General features: G+C 66.6%; 17 protein-coding genes. 8 read left to right on the forward strand and 9 right to left on the reverse strand.

The window, feature by feature from the left end; translation table 11 throughout:
• Nucleotides 1-5 precede the first annotated feature (5 nt).
• Complete coding sequence (locus RTW82_RS25625) at nucleotides 6-1,778, reverse strand: S8/S53 family peptidase (RefSeq protein WP_316926852.1); 1,773 nt, start codon at nucleotides 1,776-1,778, stop codon at nucleotides 6-8.
• A gap of 152 nt (nucleotides 1,779-1,930) precedes the next feature.
• On the opposite strand from RTW82_RS25625, the gene RTW82_RS25630 reads away from it, so the two are divergent.
• Nucleotides 1,931-2,329, forward strand: coding sequence for a hypothetical protein (locus tag RTW82_RS25630; protein ID WP_021216929.1), 399 nt, complete (start codon nucleotides 1,931-1,933; stop codon nucleotides 2,327-2,329).
• Between the two features lie 220 nt (nucleotides 2,330-2,549).
• Here RTW82_RS25630 and RTW82_RS25635 read toward each other — a convergent pair whose 3' ends face one another.
• A complete protein-coding gene (locus RTW82_RS25635; RefSeq protein WP_316926853.1) occupies nucleotides 2,550-2,858 on the reverse strand; it encodes a hypothetical protein in 309 nt (102 codons plus the stop codon).
• Nucleotides 2,859-3,062: 204 nt separating this feature from the next.
• Here RTW82_RS25635 and RTW82_RS25640 point away from each other — a divergent pair, with 204 nt between their 5' ends.
• On the forward strand, nucleotides 3,063-4,352 hold the full coding sequence (locus RTW82_RS25640; protein ID WP_410478851.1) for a phospholipase: 1,290 nt from the start codon (nucleotides 3,063-3,065) through the stop codon (nucleotides 4,350-4,352).
• Nucleotides 4,353-4,477: 125 nt separating this feature from the next.
• On the forward strand, nucleotides 4,478-5,101 hold the full coding sequence (locus RTW82_RS25645; protein ID WP_263403239.1) for a hypothetical protein: 624 nt from the start codon (nucleotides 4,478-4,480) through the stop codon (nucleotides 5,099-5,101).
• Nucleotides 5,102-5,104: 3 nt separating this feature from the next.
• Here the strand turns inward: RTW82_RS25645 and RTW82_RS25650 are convergent, their stop codons facing one another.
• Nucleotides 5,105-5,821, reverse strand: a complete 717-nt coding sequence (locus RTW82_RS25650) for an rRNA pseudouridine synthase (RefSeq protein WP_316926855.1) — start codon at nucleotides 5,819-5,821, stop codon at nucleotides 5,105-5,107.
• A 130-nt stretch (nucleotides 5,822-5,951) separates the two neighbouring features.
• Complete coding sequence (locus RTW82_RS25655) at nucleotides 5,952-8,276, reverse strand: LTA synthase family protein (protein ID WP_316926856.1); 2,325 nt, start codon at nucleotides 8,274-8,276, stop codon at nucleotides 5,952-5,954.
• 256 nt (nucleotides 8,277-8,532) lie between these two features.
• Between RTW82_RS25655 and RTW82_RS25660 the strand changes: the two genes are divergently transcribed.
• Both RTW82_RS25660 and RTW82_RS25665 read left to right on the forward strand, forming a co-directional pair.
• Nucleotides 8,533-9,372 carry a S1 RNA-binding domain-containing protein gene (locus RTW82_RS25660; protein ID WP_021216923.1) on the forward strand — a complete coding sequence of 280 codons (840 nt, stop codon included), beginning with the start codon at nucleotides 8,533-8,535 and terminating at the stop codon, nucleotides 9,370-9,372.
• Nucleotides 9,373-9,562: 190 nt separating this feature from the next.
• The gene (locus tag RTW82_RS25665) at nucleotides 9,563-9,832 is read left to right on the forward strand and encodes a DUF3509 domain-containing protein (protein WP_021216922.1); all 270 of its coding nucleotides are present in this window, start codon (nucleotides 9,563-9,565) and stop codon (nucleotides 9,830-9,832) included.
• A 174-nt stretch (nucleotides 9,833-10,006) separates the two neighbouring features.
• Here RTW82_RS25665 and RTW82_RS25670 read toward each other — a convergent pair whose 3' ends face one another.
• The 3 genes from RTW82_RS25670 to RTW82_RS25680 all read right to left on the reverse strand — a co-directional run bounded on the left by RTW82_RS25670 (nucleotide 10,007) and on the right by RTW82_RS25680 (nucleotide 12,089).
• Nucleotides 10,007-10,333 (reverse strand): hypothetical protein, encoded by a 327-nt coding sequence (locus RTW82_RS25670; protein WP_021216921.1) that lies wholly within the window; start codon nucleotides 10,331-10,333, stop codon nucleotides 10,007-10,009.
• 275 nt (nucleotides 10,334-10,608) lie between these two features.
• Nucleotides 10,609-11,067, reverse strand: a complete 459-nt coding sequence (locus tag RTW82_RS25675; RefSeq protein ID WP_316926857.1) for a DUF4124 domain-containing protein — start codon at nucleotides 11,065-11,067, stop codon at nucleotides 10,609-10,611.
• Between the two features lie 86 nt (nucleotides 11,068-11,153).
• A complete protein-coding gene (locus RTW82_RS25680) occupies nucleotides 11,154-12,089 on the reverse strand; it encodes a DMT family transporter (protein ID WP_021216919.1) in 936 nt (311 codons plus the stop codon).
• A gap of 123 nt (nucleotides 12,090-12,212) precedes the next feature.
• Here RTW82_RS25680 and RTW82_RS25685 point away from each other — a divergent pair, with 123 nt between their 5' ends.
• The gene (locus tag RTW82_RS25685) at nucleotides 12,213-13,127 is read left to right on the forward strand and encodes a LysR substrate-binding domain-containing protein (protein ID WP_316926858.1); all 915 of its coding nucleotides are present in this window, start codon (nucleotides 12,213-12,215) and stop codon (nucleotides 13,125-13,127) included.
• 112 nt (nucleotides 13,128-13,239) lie between these two features.
• Here the strand turns inward: RTW82_RS25685 and RTW82_RS25690 are convergent, their stop codons facing one another.
• Entirely contained in the window at nucleotides 13,240-13,416 is a 177-nt protein-coding gene (locus tag RTW82_RS25690) for a hypothetical protein (RefSeq protein ID WP_021216917.1), read from the reverse strand.
• Nucleotides 13,417-13,516: 100 nt separating this feature from the next.
• Nucleotides 13,517-13,726 carry a cold-shock protein gene (locus tag RTW82_RS25695; RefSeq protein ID WP_021216916.1) on the reverse strand — a complete coding sequence of 70 codons (210 nt, stop codon included), beginning with the start codon at nucleotides 13,724-13,726 and terminating at the stop codon, nucleotides 13,517-13,519.
• Nucleotides 13,727-14,023: 297 nt separating this feature from the next.
• Here RTW82_RS25695 and def point away from each other — a divergent pair, with 297 nt between their 5' ends.
• On the forward strand, nucleotides 14,024-14,563 hold the full coding sequence (def, locus tag RTW82_RS25700; RefSeq protein WP_043244388.1) for a peptide deformylase: 540 nt from the start codon (nucleotides 14,024-14,026) through the stop codon (nucleotides 14,561-14,563).
• 104 nt (nucleotides 14,564-14,667) lie between these two features.
• Nucleotides 14,668-16,221: a ComEC/Rec2 family competence protein gene (locus RTW82_RS25705; protein WP_316926859.1), complete on the forward strand. Its 1,554-nt coding sequence runs from the start codon at nucleotides 14,668-14,670 to the stop codon at nucleotides 16,219-16,221.
• Nucleotides 16,222-16,238 lie beyond the last annotated feature (17 nt).

The following is a 16,238-nucleotide window of genomic DNA, read 5'->3' on the forward strand; positions in this document are numbered from 1 at the left end:
GGCTGTCAGCGCACCCGGTCGCGGCTCTGCACGGCGAGATCCAGGGCCTTTTGCATGTCCAGTCGCGCCGAGCGGCCGACGTCCTTGTCGTTGAGCTGGTAGTTGCGTTCCGACGGCAGGATGGGCGCGGTGAGGTCCTCGGCGTCCATGGGTTCGAAGTCGTAGTCGCCGCCGATGGTCATGGCGCTGCGGCGCAGCAGCATGCGCACCTGCTCGGGTTGCAGGCGCGGGTTGATCGAGAGCATGGCGGCGACGATGCCGGTGACCATGGGCGTGGCGTAGGAGGTGCCGCAATGCACCTCGCCGGTCTCGTTCTCGCCCCGGGTGGAAGCGCGGGCGCAGGCGGCGGCGGTGATGTCCACGCGCATGTCGATGTTCGAGGAGTCGCGCTTGACCACATAGGCCGGGTCGTCGATGCCCACGTCGTCGCGCTCGCTGCGCTGGTGCCCGCCCACCACCAGCAACTGGTCGGTAATGAAGGAGGAGGGCAGGCGGTATTCGTCGGTGCCGGAGAAGGAGGCGCCGTTGCCGGCGGAGTTGATCACCAGCACGTCCGGGTGTTCCTTGCGCAGCCAGAGGAAGAACTCTTCCAGCAGTTCCTCGTAGCCGCTCATGGCGATGCCCGAGCGCACCAGGGAGTCCACTTCGTCGCCCTTGACGTTCTTGGCGCCGACGCGGTGGATGCCCCAGCTCCAGTTGAGGACGCGCACACCGTCCTCCACCAGGTTCACCGAGGCGGCGACGTTGGCGGTGATGCCGGCGTCGGAGTTGCGCTCCACTATCACCTCGAAGCCGTTGCTGGCCTTGTCCAGCCCGCGTAGGAAACCGGTGTTGCCGCCCTGGTCCCAGCGCGCGGCGAGGATGCCGGCGACGGTGGAGCCATGGTTGTCGGGCTTGGCCGCGTCACGGGCGTAGAGGCAGGTGCGCGGTTGTTCGCCCTTGCAGCCGCCGAGGTAGTCGGCGAAGTCGGGGGCGTCGAAGTCGACGTTGCGCTCGATCACGCCGATGCGCAGCGGGCGTGTGTCCACCGGCGCCTGGCGTGCGGGGATGCGCCGTTGGTAGTAGTTCACCGCGTCCATGAAGCGGTTGGCGGCCCACTCGTCCGAGTCCTTGCCGGGTTTGCTCGGCTCCTGGCGCGCGGCTTCGGCTTCCTCGCCCTTCTCGGGAGCGGATTCCTCCACCACCACCGCGTCGACGCTGGTCTCGCTGCCGATGCGCAGGATCAGTGCGTCGCGCTCGGTGAGGTTCTTCACCGGCAGGCGCAACTGGTAGGTGTTCAGCGGCGGGATGGCGCCCACCACCTTGGCGCCGTACTTGCCGGCCAGGCGCTCGGCCTCCTTGCGGCCGTCGTGGCTTTCCTCGATCAGCAGGCTGACCAGGTCGACGTAGGTGGTCAGCCCATCCATATTCTTCGCCACTTCGGCGGGGCCGGCCGCCAGCACATGGCTGCCGTTCAGCGACAGCCACACCGGGTTGCTGGTGCGCTCGCCGTCCTCGAGCCAGAGCGGGCCGCTTTCGTGCTCGCGGTGGTCCAGGCGCAGTTTCAGGCCGCCCTTGTTGCGGGTCACGCTATCGGTGGGCAGTGGCTTGCCGTCCAGCAGCAGCCGGGGCGTGGCCTCGCCCAGGCCGCTGACCCGCAGGCACCAGTCCTGGCGCTCGTGCTCCAGCAGGTCGCCGCAGCGTTGCAGGGCCTCCATGCGCAAAGGTTCTTCGGCACTGGCGAAGGGGCTGGCGAGGGCCAGGAGCAGGGCGGTGACGGGGGCGTGGTGCAGCGGCATGGGCGGGCCTTGGTAGAGGTTGTCCTGCTGTTCCGACCGCGCGCGCCCGGCTTTCGTTCAGGCTGACCGTTCACCCATCAGGTCGAACCACGGCGGCGCGTGGGCAGTCGGAAATCACAGGATGCCCCATCCCCCACACCTGGAGAAATGCCATGAACAGCTACGACTGGGAGCTCATCGAACTGCTGCTGCACAAGGTGCAGGAGTCGGCCAACGTCAACTTCGCGCCCCGTGAATACGCCGCCGAACTGGCCGAACAGCGCCAGGCTGCTGGGCGCCAGATTGGCGGCACCCTCGACCACCTGAAGATGCTTGCCGCCGACTACGAACGCATTCTGTTGCAGGGCGGCTATATCGAGTCCCGCCCGGAAAGCGAGGGCGGCAATGGTGAGAACTTTGTCCTCACCGAGCGCGGCAGCCGCCTGCTGGAGCTGACCAACAGCAGCCTGCCGGCCAACCTGCAGTTCCGCGAGCAACTGGCCGAGAAGGGCCAGGCGGCGCTGACGCCGGAAGTGTTCGACGAGCTGTCGGCGAGGGCGGCGCGGGCTTGAGTGCCTGGGCCTAGGCGGTGCTGAGGCGGCGCTGCGCGCCGCTGGGCGACTGAAGTCGCCCCTACAGTCGCCCCTGCAAAAAACGCCGTCGGAGCTTCCCCTGTGGGAGCGAATTCATTCGCGATGGGTGTGGTTCGGGCATTTCCGGTCGGGGAAACGCCGAACCGTTGGGCCTCGCTGCGCTCGGCGCCAACCTACGCGCCAACCTGCAGCGACTACATCAATAGATCGGCGGGGTTTCCGGTAGCACGTCCGGGTCGGGGATGAAGGGCATGGCCCAGGGGTCGAGGTTGCGGCCCTGGTGGGCGAGGTCCATCCGCGCCTGCTCCAGCACCCCGGCCAGGCGCACCGGGTTGGCGTACTGGGTGCTGCGGATGTGGCCGATATCCAGGACCTTCTGCCCGTGCAGGTCGGTCACGGTCAGGCTGAAGCTGTCGTCTTCCTCATGGGCCAGGGCCTTGCAACCGTAAGGCAGGAAGGCTTCGGTGGCCAGGCGCATGGCAGTGTCCAGGCTGATTGGCGTGGTCATGGCAGTCTCCGGCTGCAGTGCATGAGTTAGGTGGACAGCAGGACGGGGGGAGGCGGTTCCGCCGGGGTGACGAACTGCAGGCGGCCGATTTGGTGAGTCGCCTGTCCCGCCTGGACAGTGCCCAGCGCGCCCCGGGATTGTTACCCTTCGATGACAAGCGCCGCGCAAGACGGCGCTCCTGGTTTCGGAGCTTCGATGAAACGCCTGCTGCTCGCCCTGTCCTGCCTGTTCGCCTGCGCGCCCGCTACCTTGCTGGCCTGGTCCAATCACTCCCTGGGCACCTGGCTGGCCCTGTCCGATCTCCAAGAGCTGCGCCAGGCCGAGCCGGTGCAGGTGGAGTCGCTGGAGGCCTTCCTCGCCGCCGAGGGCGTAGCGCTGGAACAGCTGCTGGACGAGCAGGAAGCCTATGCGCGGGAGAACTTCCCCGGCTACCCGGCCCGGCCCGATGACCTGCGCTGGCTGCCCGACTCGGGCGGGGATCGCCGTCGCGCCTTCTTCATGGCGCTGCGGGTCAACCCGGAAATCCGCCTGGCCAGTTTCGTCCAGGCGCTGCCGGGGCTGCAGTTGACGGACCATCGCTTCCTGCCCGCCGAGCAGGTGCTGGTGTTCCGCAAGCTCAACCTGTGGAATGAGTGGCGCTTTATCGCTATTGAACCCGGTGAGCGCATCAGCCCGCTGGCGGTGCTGGCCAGCGCGGCGGACGAGCCGGACTACGGCCACGACATCAACCTGTTCAGCGACAACCCGGGCGAGATGGGCGCGCGCTATGGCTTCGGCACCCAGCCGTTCGGTGATTCGCGCTTCGAGTACTCCTCCCAGGCGCCGTTCCACATCGGCTATTACCACGAGTCAGAGCTGATCTTCCGCGCCGCGCCCTTCCTCACCCGCACCTACCCGGAAATGCGCGTGCAGCAGTACCTGGGCCTGGCGCGCTTCGCCTTCGAGAGCGGCCACGACTACTGGGGCTACCGCTTCCTCGGCTGGGCGTTGCATTACGTCCAGGACCTGACCCAGCCCTACCACTCCAAGGCACTGCCGGGCGAAAGCACCGCCACCCTGATGTGGACGGCGATCAAGGCCGCCGCCGGCGATACCGCCGACAAGGAGGCGGCCATCGAGCGCGTCGCCACCCGCCACACCGAGGTGGAGAAGTACCAGGCCGATTGGTTGCGCCGCCTGCTGCGCGAAGGCAGCAACGACAGCCCGCTGCTGGCCGCCTACCGCGACCGCTCGGCGGACGCCGACTACCCGCCCTTCGACCTGGGCTACCTGCGGGACGTGGTGTCCCTGGAGGCCTATGACGCCGCCGACGGCTTCGACGATCGCATCGGCGCCTGGCTGGCCAAGGGGCAGCCCGGTGCCGACTTCAGCCAGGGCAACCAGCTGAAGCCGCCAGCCACCGATCCCGAGCTGGATGCGGTGCTGGTGCAGCTGATCCGCCACTTCGCCGGCCACAGCCGCAACCTGGTGCGCACCACCCTGCAGAACCCCTGAGACGGCGCGGCGCACCGGGCCGGGCGGCTCGTCGGGTTGCCCCCGACCTAGGCGGCCATGGGCGAGTGGGCGAACCCCGTGCCTAGCCCAGCGGTCACAACTCCAGGTGACCGATGGAGGCCGGCATGCACATCAAGCTGATCGAAGGGTTGCAGTGGAGCACCGAACCCGGTGGCTCCGGCGGCCTGTGCAACAAACGCGGGGAGAAGGTGCACCTGCGCCAGGGTGATATGGACGGCGCCTGCGGCCCCTACTGCCTGGTGATGGCGATGCTCGCGCGCAACCAGCTCAGCCGGCGCCAGGCCAAGGGGCTGGAACGAGTGGACTCGCGCACCCGCTACGGGCGCCTGATGGAGGCGCTGAATCGCCACGAGACCCTGGTGCGGGTCGGCACCACCGGGCATGACCTGCTGGCCCTGCTGCGTGAGGTGAACGACAAGGAACACCGGGTGGTGACCGGCAGCGGGGTGGAGATGGTGCGCCAGGCCCGCGCCCACCTGGAGGACGACTTCCCGGTGTTGCTGGGCTTCCACGGCCACAAGGGCAGCGACATCCGCCACTGGGGCCTGGCCATCGGCATGAGCGACGACGCGTTCTTCCTGCTCGACCCGGCCCATGAGCTGCAGCCTGGCCTGGCCTGGAACGCCATCCTCACCAGCGAGGCCCATGGCTCGCGCTTCGGCTATCGCTACATCAATGCCAAGGGCACCTGGGCGGTGACCCTGAAGGAAATGCTCGCCCTGCTCTGAGCCCTAGAACTTCTCGTTGACGTTGAGGTAGCGCCACTGGCCCGGCTGCAGCTTGGCCATGGCCACGCCGCCGATGCGGATGCGCTTCATCGCCACCACTGTGAGCCCCACCGCTTCGCACATGTGGCGGATCTGCCCCGGCTGGGAGCCCTTGAGGGCGAAGCGCAGGCGGGTTTCGTTCTGCCAGCTGACCTTCATCGGCGGCAGTGCCTGGCCCTTGTAGCTGAGGCCGTGGCACAGGCGCTTGAGGCCGTGCTCGATGATCTGCCCGGAAACTTCGACGATGAACTCTTCCTCCACCTTGTTGGCGTGATCCAGGCGACGGGTCACGCCCCAGTTCTGGGTGAAGACCATCAGGCCGCTGGCGTCGGTCTCCAGCGGGGTGAGCAGGTTCTGCCGGATGAAGTGCTTCTTCAGCGGGCGCATGCCGGGCTGGTCAGGGGTGAGGTTGTCCGCCACCAGCAGTTGCAGCACCGAGTTGGCGCCCATGCCGATGCCATAGCCCGCGGGCTTGTTGAGCAACAGGGTGACCGGCTCCACCGTGGCCGCCACGGCATTGGGCAGCAGCGCCACCTGTTCGTCGAGCACCTTGAATTGCGGTTCCTCGACCACCTTGCCGTTCACCGTCACCCAGCCGTTCTCGATATACAGCTCGGCATCGCGACGGGAGCAGGGCACGAGTTCGGCAAGGCGTTTGGACAGGCGCACGGGTTCGGACATGACGGGGTACCGGAAGAGGGGCGGCCATTGTAACCGCGGAAGCGCTGCGGCGGCGCGCCGATGCGGGCGGGGCGGCCGAATGGCATCGGGCCGGAAGAGTCCGGCCCGATGGGGTGCTGCGGGGAGGCGATCAGTGCACGCGTATTTCCACTTCCTGGGGCACGTCGAGCGTTTCCAGGTCGCCCTCGATGGCGCTCTCGGCGCTTTCCGGCTGGTTGGCGAACAGCCCCAGCAGGCGCGACATCGGGTGATGGGGCTTGGCGCCTTCGGCGAGCTGGGCACCGCCTTCCACGGCTTCCACCGGCTCGGGCAGCATTTCGGTGACCACCTTGAAGTCGGTGATCTGGATGGTGCCGCGCCCGGCCGCCAGCAGGTGGAAGGAGAACGCCTTGCGCGCCTGCGGGTTGTCGAAGGCGAAGGTGATGGACACCGGCTTGCCCTTCTTCAGCACGGGCAGCTCGGGGATGGGCAGGGCCACGTCGCGCTCGAACTCCTTGGTCTTGAGCTGCAGCTGCGCGCCCTGGCGGTCCATCTGCAGCACGTTGATGCCCAGGCGCACCGTGGTCCGGCTGTTCTTCGGCAGTTCCATGTACTGGGCGCCGATCAGGTTGTCGGCCCAGTCGTCGCGGGCCTTGTCCTTCAGGCGGATGCGCTCGCGGGTGGCGAACTGGTACTCCTGGCCGAGGGCACCGCCCAGCAGTGATTGGTCGAGCAGGGCCGCGCGCTGGCTGACCAGGCGCGCCTGCTTGCCGCTGAAGCGACCGAGGAAGCGCGCTTCGTCGGCGATGAAGCCCTCGCTTTGATAACGGCGGCAGACCTGCTGGAAGTCGCACTCGGTGAAGGTGCCGCGGCCGTCGTGCTGGCGCAGCATGCCGTTGGTGTAGGAGATCATTTCGCGGCCGCTTTCGTAGTCGCGGAACAGCGAGCGGCCGGCCAGGTTCTGCGGCACCTTGTAGCCGAAGTAGTCGAGGATCGAGGTGGTCAGGTCGACGTGGCCGTACACGCCGCTCTTGATCGGCGGCAGCGAGGCCTGTTCCGGCGCCAGTACCAGGTTGAAGCCCCAGGCGGAGGCGAGGCGGACCTTGTCGATGCCGTGGGACTCGTCCGAGGTGATGATCACCAGGGTGTCCTTGAGCACGCCCTGTTTCTCCAAGCCGGTGAGGAAGGCGTCGACGGCGTCGTCGAGGTAGGCGATGGCGGCCTTCTTGGCGTCGGGGTAGCGCGCCAGGTACTCATCGGGAGCCGAGTAGGGCTGGTGGGTGCCGACGGTGAGCAGGGTCAGCATCCAGGGTTTCTTCTGCTGGCGGATCTGCTTCACGTAGCCCAGCGCGCCTTCGAAGAAGGCCTTGTCGTCCATGCCCCAGGGGAATTCCAGGTAGGCCTTGTTGCGGAACCAGTCGCGGCCGAGGGTCTTGTCGAAGCCCATGGCCGGCATGACCTTGTCCTTGGCCATGAAGCGCAGCCCGGCACCCTGCAGGAAGTGGGTGGCGAAGCCGTGGCGGTGCAGCTGGGCGGGCAGGCAGTCCTTGGCCCGCGAGGGATTGTTCAGCAGCTCCAGGCCCTTGGGCGTGCCGGAGTCCAGTTTGCTGTAGTCGCCGCAGAGCATCGAGTAGAGGCCGCGGATGGTCTGGTGGCTGTGCAGCACGTAGTCCGGCGTGGTCATGGCGCGCTCGGCCCATTGGCTGAGGCGCGGCATCAGCGATTCCTGGTAGCTGCTGTTGATCGCCGCGCGGTTGGCGGCGATGTAGGCACCGGGGATGCCTTCCAGGGCGATCACCAGTACGTTGCGCGCGCGGCCGGCCTCGGCCAGCAGCGGGGCGCCATCGAGGTCGAGGCGGGCGAGGCCGGCGATATCCGGCGGCGCGTCGGGCTGGTCGCCGTCGAGCCAGTCTTCCACTGCCAGCTGCCCGCTGTTGAGGGCGCCGGCCAGCAGTTTGTGGGGCAGGTTGAACTGCTGCCACTGCTCGGCTTCGCTCGGGCGCAGGTACTGGATGGCGGCATGGCTGGCCAGCAGGGCCACGGGCACGGCCAGCCAGGCGCGCGAGGGACGTTGTTGCGGGCGGCGCCAGAGCAGGGCGCAGACCAGCAGCGCGACGGCGAGGGCGATGGCCAGCCAGGGGTAGGTGAGGCCGCCGCCCTGGGTCGAATGGCCGACGAATTGCGGGTCCATCAGGTATTTGAGGTCGCTGGGCTCGGGCATGCGGCCCACGGCGCCGACCAGTTCGGCGGTGCCGAGGGTGATCAGGCTGGAGGCGACCATCACCGGCAGCGCCAGCCACAGCGGGCGCCGGTAGAGCAGGGCGATCAGCAGCGAGCCGATGGCAAGGTCCGACAGGTAGCCGAAGCCGTCGCTCCAGCCCAGCCACCAGCGGGCGGCGAGCGGAATGATCAGGAATAGAACGCCAAGGGGCAAAAGGTGCAGCGGTGAAGACAGCCAGCGGCTGGAAGGGCGCACAGGAACTCCTGAGATCAGACAGCGAGAATCCATGGGGGTGATGGACAGAAAAAGAGGCGATGGTGGTTCGCCGACATGATTCTGAAACATCGTTGTGCTTACGGCCAGTAGACAATCGGCCGCGCATCGAATTCTGTGTGCCGAGTCGTTTCTGCAACCTGGCGACGAGTGGTGGGGAAAGGCCGGTGGGCGGCGTGCATGGCCCGGTGGCGCGCCCGCCTGTAGAATGCCGGCCTTGTTCATTGAGGTAAGCAAGATGGCTCTGATCGGGCGATTCAATTCCCTGCCGGTGGTGAAGCACACCGAATTCGGCCTGTATCTGGACGGCGACCAGGACGGCGAAATCCTCCTGCCCAAGCGCTATATCCCGAAAGATCAGCCCACCGAGATCGGTGACTGGCTCAACGTCTTCGTCTACCTGGACAGCGAGGACCGCCTGATCGCGACCACGCAGAAGCCCAAGGTGCAGGTGGGCGGCTTCGCCAGCCTCAAGGTGGTGGAGATCAACCGCATCGGCCTGTTCCTCGATTGGGGCCTGCCCAAGGACCTGCTGCTGCCGCACTCGGAAGAGAAACGTCCGCTACAGGTCGGCGACTATTGCGTGGTGCACGTCTATCTCGATCGCCGCACCCGTCGCATCACCGCCACCGCGCGGCTGGACCGCTACCTCGACACCACCCCGGCGCGCTACAGCGTTGGCCAGGAAGTCGACCTGCTGGTGGCCGACGAAACCGACATGGGCTTCAAGGCCATCATCAATGACCGCCATTGGGGCCTGATCCACCGCAACGAGATCTTCAAGTTTCTGCGCAGCGGCATGCGCGAGAAGGGCTTCATCCGCGAAGTGCGCGCCGACGGCAAGATCGCCCTCAGCCTGCAGCCGGTGGGCGAGCAGCTGGCCACGGGTCTCAACGAACAGATCATCGCCAAGCTGCGCGAAGAAGGCGGCTCCCTGGCGGTGAGCGACAAGAGCCCGCCTGAGGTGATCTCGCGACTGTTCGGCGTGAGCAAGGGCAACTTCAAGAAGGCCATCGGCGGCCTGTACAAGCAGGGCCTGATCCGCATCCACGACGACCGCATCGAACTGGTCGGCTGAACCCCGCCCACCCTTCGCGGCATTGCATTTCGCCCGGTCGATTTCTGCTCGATCGGGCGATATGCACGAAACCGCTACGCTTCAATTCGCTCAACCCATTGATTTATCTGGGATTGCCGTTGTCAGAGAGCTGGCACGATGACTGCAATGAACCCCCTCAGGATAAAAAAGCTCACTGGGAGTGAACGATATGGGTCTCGACATCAAGAAGTTGGCCAAGGCCTTTCCGGACTACGAGTTCAGTGCGCAGCTGCGCCCCGATGGCGGCTACGTGGTTGCGCTGGAAAAGGACGGCACGCGTTTTCAGCGGGTCGTTCCGGCACTGAAGGTGCCCGAGCAACTGGAGTGGACCATCAGCACCATCAAGCGCGACATGGCCCTGGAACTGGGCGAGGTGCCGCCGGTGGAGTCGCTCAAGAGCCTGCGCAAGACGCCCCTGCCGCGTTACTTCAACGCCTGATTACCAGCGGCGCGAAAACGGCCATCAGCTTCGGTTGATGGCCGTTTTTTTGTGCCTGCGTTTTCTCCAGGAGGGAAGGGCGGCGTCGGGGTGTAGGGGCGACTTCAGTCGCCCACGGCGCGCAGCGCCGCTGTCCCACAGAGGAGCTCACGCGCCAATGGCCTTCCCGCTCGATCAGGTCTCGACGCCCTGCACGGGCGGCATCATCTGTTCGTCTTCGCCGGGTTCACGCTTGTCGGCCTGCTGCGGCGGCTGGTCCTGCTGATCCTGTTCCTGCTTTGGCTTGCCGAGCCAGTCCTGGGTGGATTTCTGGGCTTCGTCCACCTGCTTGTTGACCTGCTCCACCGCTTCGCTGATGGCTTCGCGGGCAACGTTTTCGGCGGCTTGCTGGGCCTTGTCGGCGAGCTTGTTGGCCGACTCTTCGGCCAGGTCGCAGCCGCCCAGGGCCAGCAGCAGGGCGCCGCCCAGGGCGAAGGAGGTGAGGCGGGAAGCGGATTTCATCTGGGTACTACTCCGTGGTGGCCGGGCCTGGTGAACGTGGCCCATGGACGCGCGGCATGATCGAACAGGACGGCTCGCGTTGGAACGCCCCGCTGCGGGGAAACTGTGTGCGGAGATGACAGGCGGGGAGGGTGGAACAAGCCTCGGGCCCCCAGCGGCGACTGTATTGGGCCCGAGGCTTTGAGGCCGTCGGTCAGCCGGCCTCGTACTCACTGACCGGCGGGCGACGGGGAAGGTTCCCAACGAGCGCCAATCAGCCGCTCTGTGGCGGTCGCTCAGCGCGGGTTGTTCTTGTTCTGCTCCTGCAACTGACGGATCTGCTGTTCCATCTGCTGCATGCGCTTGCGGTCGTAGTCGCGGTCATAGCTTTCGCGCTTTTCCCGCTCGGCTCTTTCGCGCATCTCGCTGACCCGCGCATCGCGGCTGCTGCTGGCGCTGTCTTCGATCACGGTGACGCGTGAGCCCCGACCCGAGGAGTGGCTGTCTTCGTCGCGCTCTTCGTTGCGCGGGCGCGGTTGTTCGGCGCTGCCCTGGATATCGACCTGGGGCAGGTTGACCGGGGGCGGCGCCACGCCAGAGGGCGCAGCGGGTTCGATGATGCGGGTGGACTGGCCTTCGCTGGCCGGGCAGGGAACGGCGGAGTAGCTGGTGGTGCCGTCGTTGCCGACGCATTTGAAGATTTGGGCCTGTGCCAGGACCGGCAGCAGGCAGAGGCCGAACAGGGCGGATCTCAAAGTGCTTCCCTCACTTCGTTCGAAACGGCCGACAGGCTAGCAGCCGGCCGATGCGCACGAAAGAGGTGGCAACTCGCCGCAAGGGCTCAGGCGCCGGCGTTCGCCGCCCGCCGCCGGGCCAGGCGCTCGCGCAGCAGCTCGGCGCCGCTGACCAGCAGCAGCCCGGCCAGCACCAGCGCAGCGCCGAAGACGAAGCTGGAGGTCAGCGGCTCGTTGAGCACCAGCACGCCGAAGCCGACGCCGAAGAGCGGGGTCATGAACGACAGCATCGACAGGCGCGAGGCCAGGTAGCGACGCAGCAGCCAGAACCAGGCGACGTAACTGAACAGCGCCACCACCAGCACCTGGAAGCCGAGGCTGAGCAGGGCCCTGTCGCTCAGGTGCAGCTGCGTCTTGCCGGTGGCGAAGGCCACGCTGAGCAGCAGCACCACGGCGCCGGCGAGCTGGTAGAAGAGGGTCTTCACCGGTGCCGCCTCGGACAGCGAGGAGCCACGGATCAGCACGGTGGTGGCCCCCCAGGCAATCGCGGCGATCACGCCCATGGCATCGCCCAGCAGGGTGGCGCCGCTGTCGTTTCCGGGGTTGCCGAGAAAGGCCAGGGCGATGCCGCCGAAGGCCACCATTACGCCGAGCCATTGCACCGGCGAGAGACGTTCCTCCGGCAGGATCAGGTGCAGGCCGAGGGCGGCGAAGATCGGGGCGGTGTAGAGGAACACGCCGATGTGCGAGGCGGTGCTGCGCACCAGGCCTTCGGAGATGAAGAGGAATTCCAGGGCGAACAGCAGGCCCACGCCCAGGCCCGGCAGCAGGGTGCCGTCACTGAAGGCGCCACGGCCTTCGCGCCACAGGGTGATGAGGCCGAGCACCAGGGCAGCGACGCCGGATCGGATGGCCAACTGCATGATCGAGGAGACGTCGTCGTCCACCAGCTTGATCGACACCTGCTGGAAGCCCCAGATCAGGCACAGCACCAGCATCAGGCTGCAGGCGAACAGATCCAGGGGCAGGCGGCGGGCTTTCATCGATGGTCTCGCAAGGCAGGGGCCGCGAAGCAGGCGGCCAAGGCGGGCAGAATCGCTTCACGCCGCCTTGCATTCAAACGATGTTTTGTCATCATGCTTTGATTTCAACTCAAAGCAGAATCCATGCGTACGCCATCGCTCATCGCCTTGCGCGCCTTCGAGGTCGCTGCCCGTTGCCGCAATTTCACCGAGGCGGCCAGCGAGCTTTCGGTCACCCCCGGCGCCGTCAGCCGGCAGATCCGCCTGCTCGAGGAAGAGCTCGGCGTCAGCCTGTTCGACCGCACCCGCAACACGGTGACCCTCAACGACAATGGCCGGCGCCTGGCGGCCACCGTGTCTGAAGCCTTTGCACTGCTGGCGCACGGCGCCGATGCGTTGCGTGGGCAGCGCGAGGGACCGGTGCACATAACCTGCGCGCCCTCCATCGCCACCCATTGGCTGATGAAGCGCCTGAACCAGTTTTCCACCGTGCACCCGGACGTGACCCTCAGCCTGGAGTCCACCGAGGAACTCATCGACCTGGAGCGGGGCGAGGCCAGCCTGGCCATCCGCTTCGTAACCGCCGGCACTCGCTTGCCGTCGAGCGAGCTGCTGTTTCGCGAGGCGTTCTTCCCGGTGTGCAGCCCGACCTATCTGCAACAGCACCCGCTGCGCGAACCTGCCGACCTGGTGGGGGCGCGGCTCATCCACGCCACCTGGAAGAGTGCGTCGAAGCTGAGCATTCCCAGCTGGGGGGATTGGTTCGACCAGCATGTCGGCCCCGGCGTGGACGCGTCGGCGGGCATGCGTTTCGGCCTGATCGGCCATGCGATCCAGGGGGCGGTCGCCGGCCAGGGGTTCGCCCTGGGCTCCACGGCCCTGGCGGGGGATGACATCGCCCAGGGTCGCCTGGTGCTGCCCTTCGGCCAGGCGTGCCGCATCACCACGCCCTGGGAATACCGCTTGGCCTGGAGCCGCAAGGCCACGCCCGGTGAGCGGCTGCGACGGCTGATCGATTGGCTGGTGGCAGAGGCACGTAACAGCGCCGCCGATATCTGACCCAGGCGGGTCGCGGCAGGCAGGAAAGGCGAGGGAAGCGAGGGAGGTGCTGCGAGGGTGGAGCTGCGCCCGGCGAATGAGTCATCTCACTCGCCAGGGGGCGCGGAGGGCGTTACTTGCCGATGCGGATGTGGCGGCTGGGAGCTGCCTGGCCACTGACACCCTTGGCGATCTTCTGGATTTCGCCACCGGACTTCAGGAAGGCGGAAACCTGCTCGGCGATCGATTCGCTGGTTTCGACGGCGGGCGGAGGCTTGGGCTTGCTGCTGTGGGAGTTCTTGATGCGCATTGGGGGCTCCTTATCAGGACAGTGCCGCAGGGCTCGGCGGTGGAATAAATACCCTGAAAAAAAAACCGGCCCGAAGGCCGGTTTCTTTGTACGGCAGTGATTAGATCACTTGTACTTCGTCGGCTTGCATGCCTTTCTGGCCCTGCACAGCGATGAAGGAAACCTTTTGGCCTTCCTTCAGGCTTTTGAAGCCGGCGCTCTGGATGGAGCGGTAGTGAACGAACAGGTCCGGGCCGTTATCGGTGGTGATGAAGCCGAAGCCTTTTTCATCGTTGAACCACTTGACGGTGCCAGTTTGACGATCAGCCATTTTGAAACTCCTTGAACAAAGTTGACACGGCGTTGGAACTTTCCAGGCCGGACTGAGCGCAAAGAGTGGATAAATCGAAGGCTTGAAACCGTGGATCGATTTACGGTGACACATGCAGCACAGTGCGCAACACCATACCCGTCCGCGCGGGGATTGCCTATCGTTTTATTCGCATCGGCGAAAAAGGCTCCTTCCGTCTGTCGCTCCGCTTTCCCGCCGCGCTTCGCGGATGCCTTGCAACGCCGCGTGGTTACAGGCTTCATCCACTTTTGCCCTGACCTCGTCGAGCGCTCACCGATGATCCGAGAAATCCTCAAGATGGGGGACCCGCGCCTGTTGCGCGTGGCGCCTCCGGTCCCCGCCGAACTCTTCGGCAGCGATGAACTGCAACGCCTGATCGACGACATGTTCGAGACCATGCACCACGTCGGTGGCGTGGGCCTGGCCGCGCCGCAGATCGGCGTCGACCTGCAGCTGGTGATCTTCGGATTCGAGCGCAGCGAGCGCTACCCCGATGCGCCGGCGGTGCCGCCGACCATCCTCATCAACCCGGTGATCACGCCCCTGGGCGAGGAACTGGAGGAGGGTTGGGAGGGCTGCCTGTCGGTTCCCGGCCTGCGCGGCGCGGTGAACCGCTACCGGGCCATCCGCTACCAGGGCGTCGATCCGCAGGGCAATGTCATCGACCGCCGCGTCGAAGGCTTCCATGCGCGGGTGGTGCAGCACGAATGCGACCACCTGATCGGCCGCCTCTATCCGTCGCGCATCACCGACTTCGCCAAGTTCGGTTTCACCGAGGTGCTGTTCCCCGGGCTCGATCCCGCCGCCGACGACTGACCGCGCCGCCCGACCTTGGTCGGGAAGCGCCGCTGCGCCCGGCAACCCGGCGTGACCTCTTCTATGCTCCTGCGCGCCCGACCATGCGCAAAAGGAGCCTGAGCATGACCACCACCGCTGCCGTGCTTGCCGTCGACCTGGCCAACGTCTACGACGCCCCCAAGGGCGGCAAGCTGCTCTACACCCTGGCCTGGGGTGACTATGTCGATGTGCTGGAGGTCACCGACACCCACCTGCGCATCGCCACCCACACCTACCAGGAGCGTTCCGACGGCAGCATCCTGCCGGTAGCCACGGAGGCCTGGCTGGTGCCGCCGAAATCCGCGCGACGGGCGAAGGGTGGTCGCCTCAAACCGGCCGACCTGGTGCTGCCGCGCGCGGAAAACCGCGTACTCAAGGTCAACTTCGTCGACGTGCAGCAGGGTGATGGCGCGGTGGTCGAGAGCCCCGGCGGCAAGGTGATGCTGGTGGATGGCGGCGACAACCAGATGTTCGCCCGTTACCTGGCGGCGCGTTATCGCGGCACCTCCGATGATGCGCCGCGGCCGATCGATTGCATCCTGGTGACCCACGGCGATGCCGATCACTTCTCCGGCCTGACCCAGATCCAGCGTTCCGAAACCAACGCCGAGCCGCGCAAGCGGCTGTTCATCGAGCCCCGGCGCATCTACCACAACGGCCTGGTGAAGCGTTCGAAGAGCGGGCGCAAGGAAACCGAACTACTCGGCCCGACCCTGGACGCCGACGGCCTCAAGCTGCTCACCCCGCTGCTGGACAGCCCATTGCAGGTGCCGGCGGAGGAGATGAACACCGACTTCCGCGCCTGGCGCAAGGCGCTGGAGGCCTGGCAGGCGCGGGCCGAGCGGCTGGGGAGTGCCCCCATCGAGTTCCGCCGGTTGTCCCAGGGGCAGCACGATGCCTTCGACTTCCTCCGTGACGAGGGGCTGGACGCGCAGGTGCTCGGCCCCCTGCTCAGCGAGGCCGGCGGCGCCAGTGGCCTGCCCTTTCTCGGCAGCCCGCCCTCCGGCCCGCGTATCGGCCACGAGTCGCTGGACATCGGCGCCGAGGGCTTCGCCGGCTATTCCGCGTCCCACACCATCAACGGCCACTCCATCGTCTTCCGCCTGCGCTACGGCGGCTTCAGCTACCTGTTCTGCGGCGACCTCAATGACGAGGCCGGGCGTACCCTGGCGCGGCAGCACGACAAGGGCGAGATCAGCCTGCGCGCCGAACTATTCAAGGTGCCCCACCACGGCTCGGCGGATTTCTCCGGCGGCTTCTTCAAGCGCGTCGAGCCCATCGTCAACATCGTCTCCAGCGGCGACGACCCGATGAACGAATACATCCACCCCCGCGCCACCCTGATGGGCGCCCTGGGGCGCTACTCGCGGGTGGACGAGCCGCTGGTGTTCGTCACCGAGCTGGTGGCCTTCTTCCGCCTGGAGGGCTGGGCGCACCTCAGCAACAAGGAAAAGGCGGAGAAGCGCGGCGACTTCTATGCCTTCAGCCGCAGCGCCTATGGCCTGGTCAAGACCCGCACCGACGGCAAGCGCCTGCTGGTCTACACCGACAGCGGCAAGGCTGAGCTCAAGGAGGCCTATTGCTACGAGCTGGACGCCGAGGGCGTGCCCCGGCCGGCGGTGGTGATCAAGGTCTAGGTCGGGATCTGGGGGCG

Origin of the sequence: Pseudomonas sp. zfem005 (genome assembly GCF_032621735.1) — a bacterium.
GTDB classification, from domain to species: Bacteria; Pseudomonadota; Gammaproteobacteria; order Pseudomonadales; family Pseudomonadaceae; genus Metapseudomonas; species Metapseudomonas solani.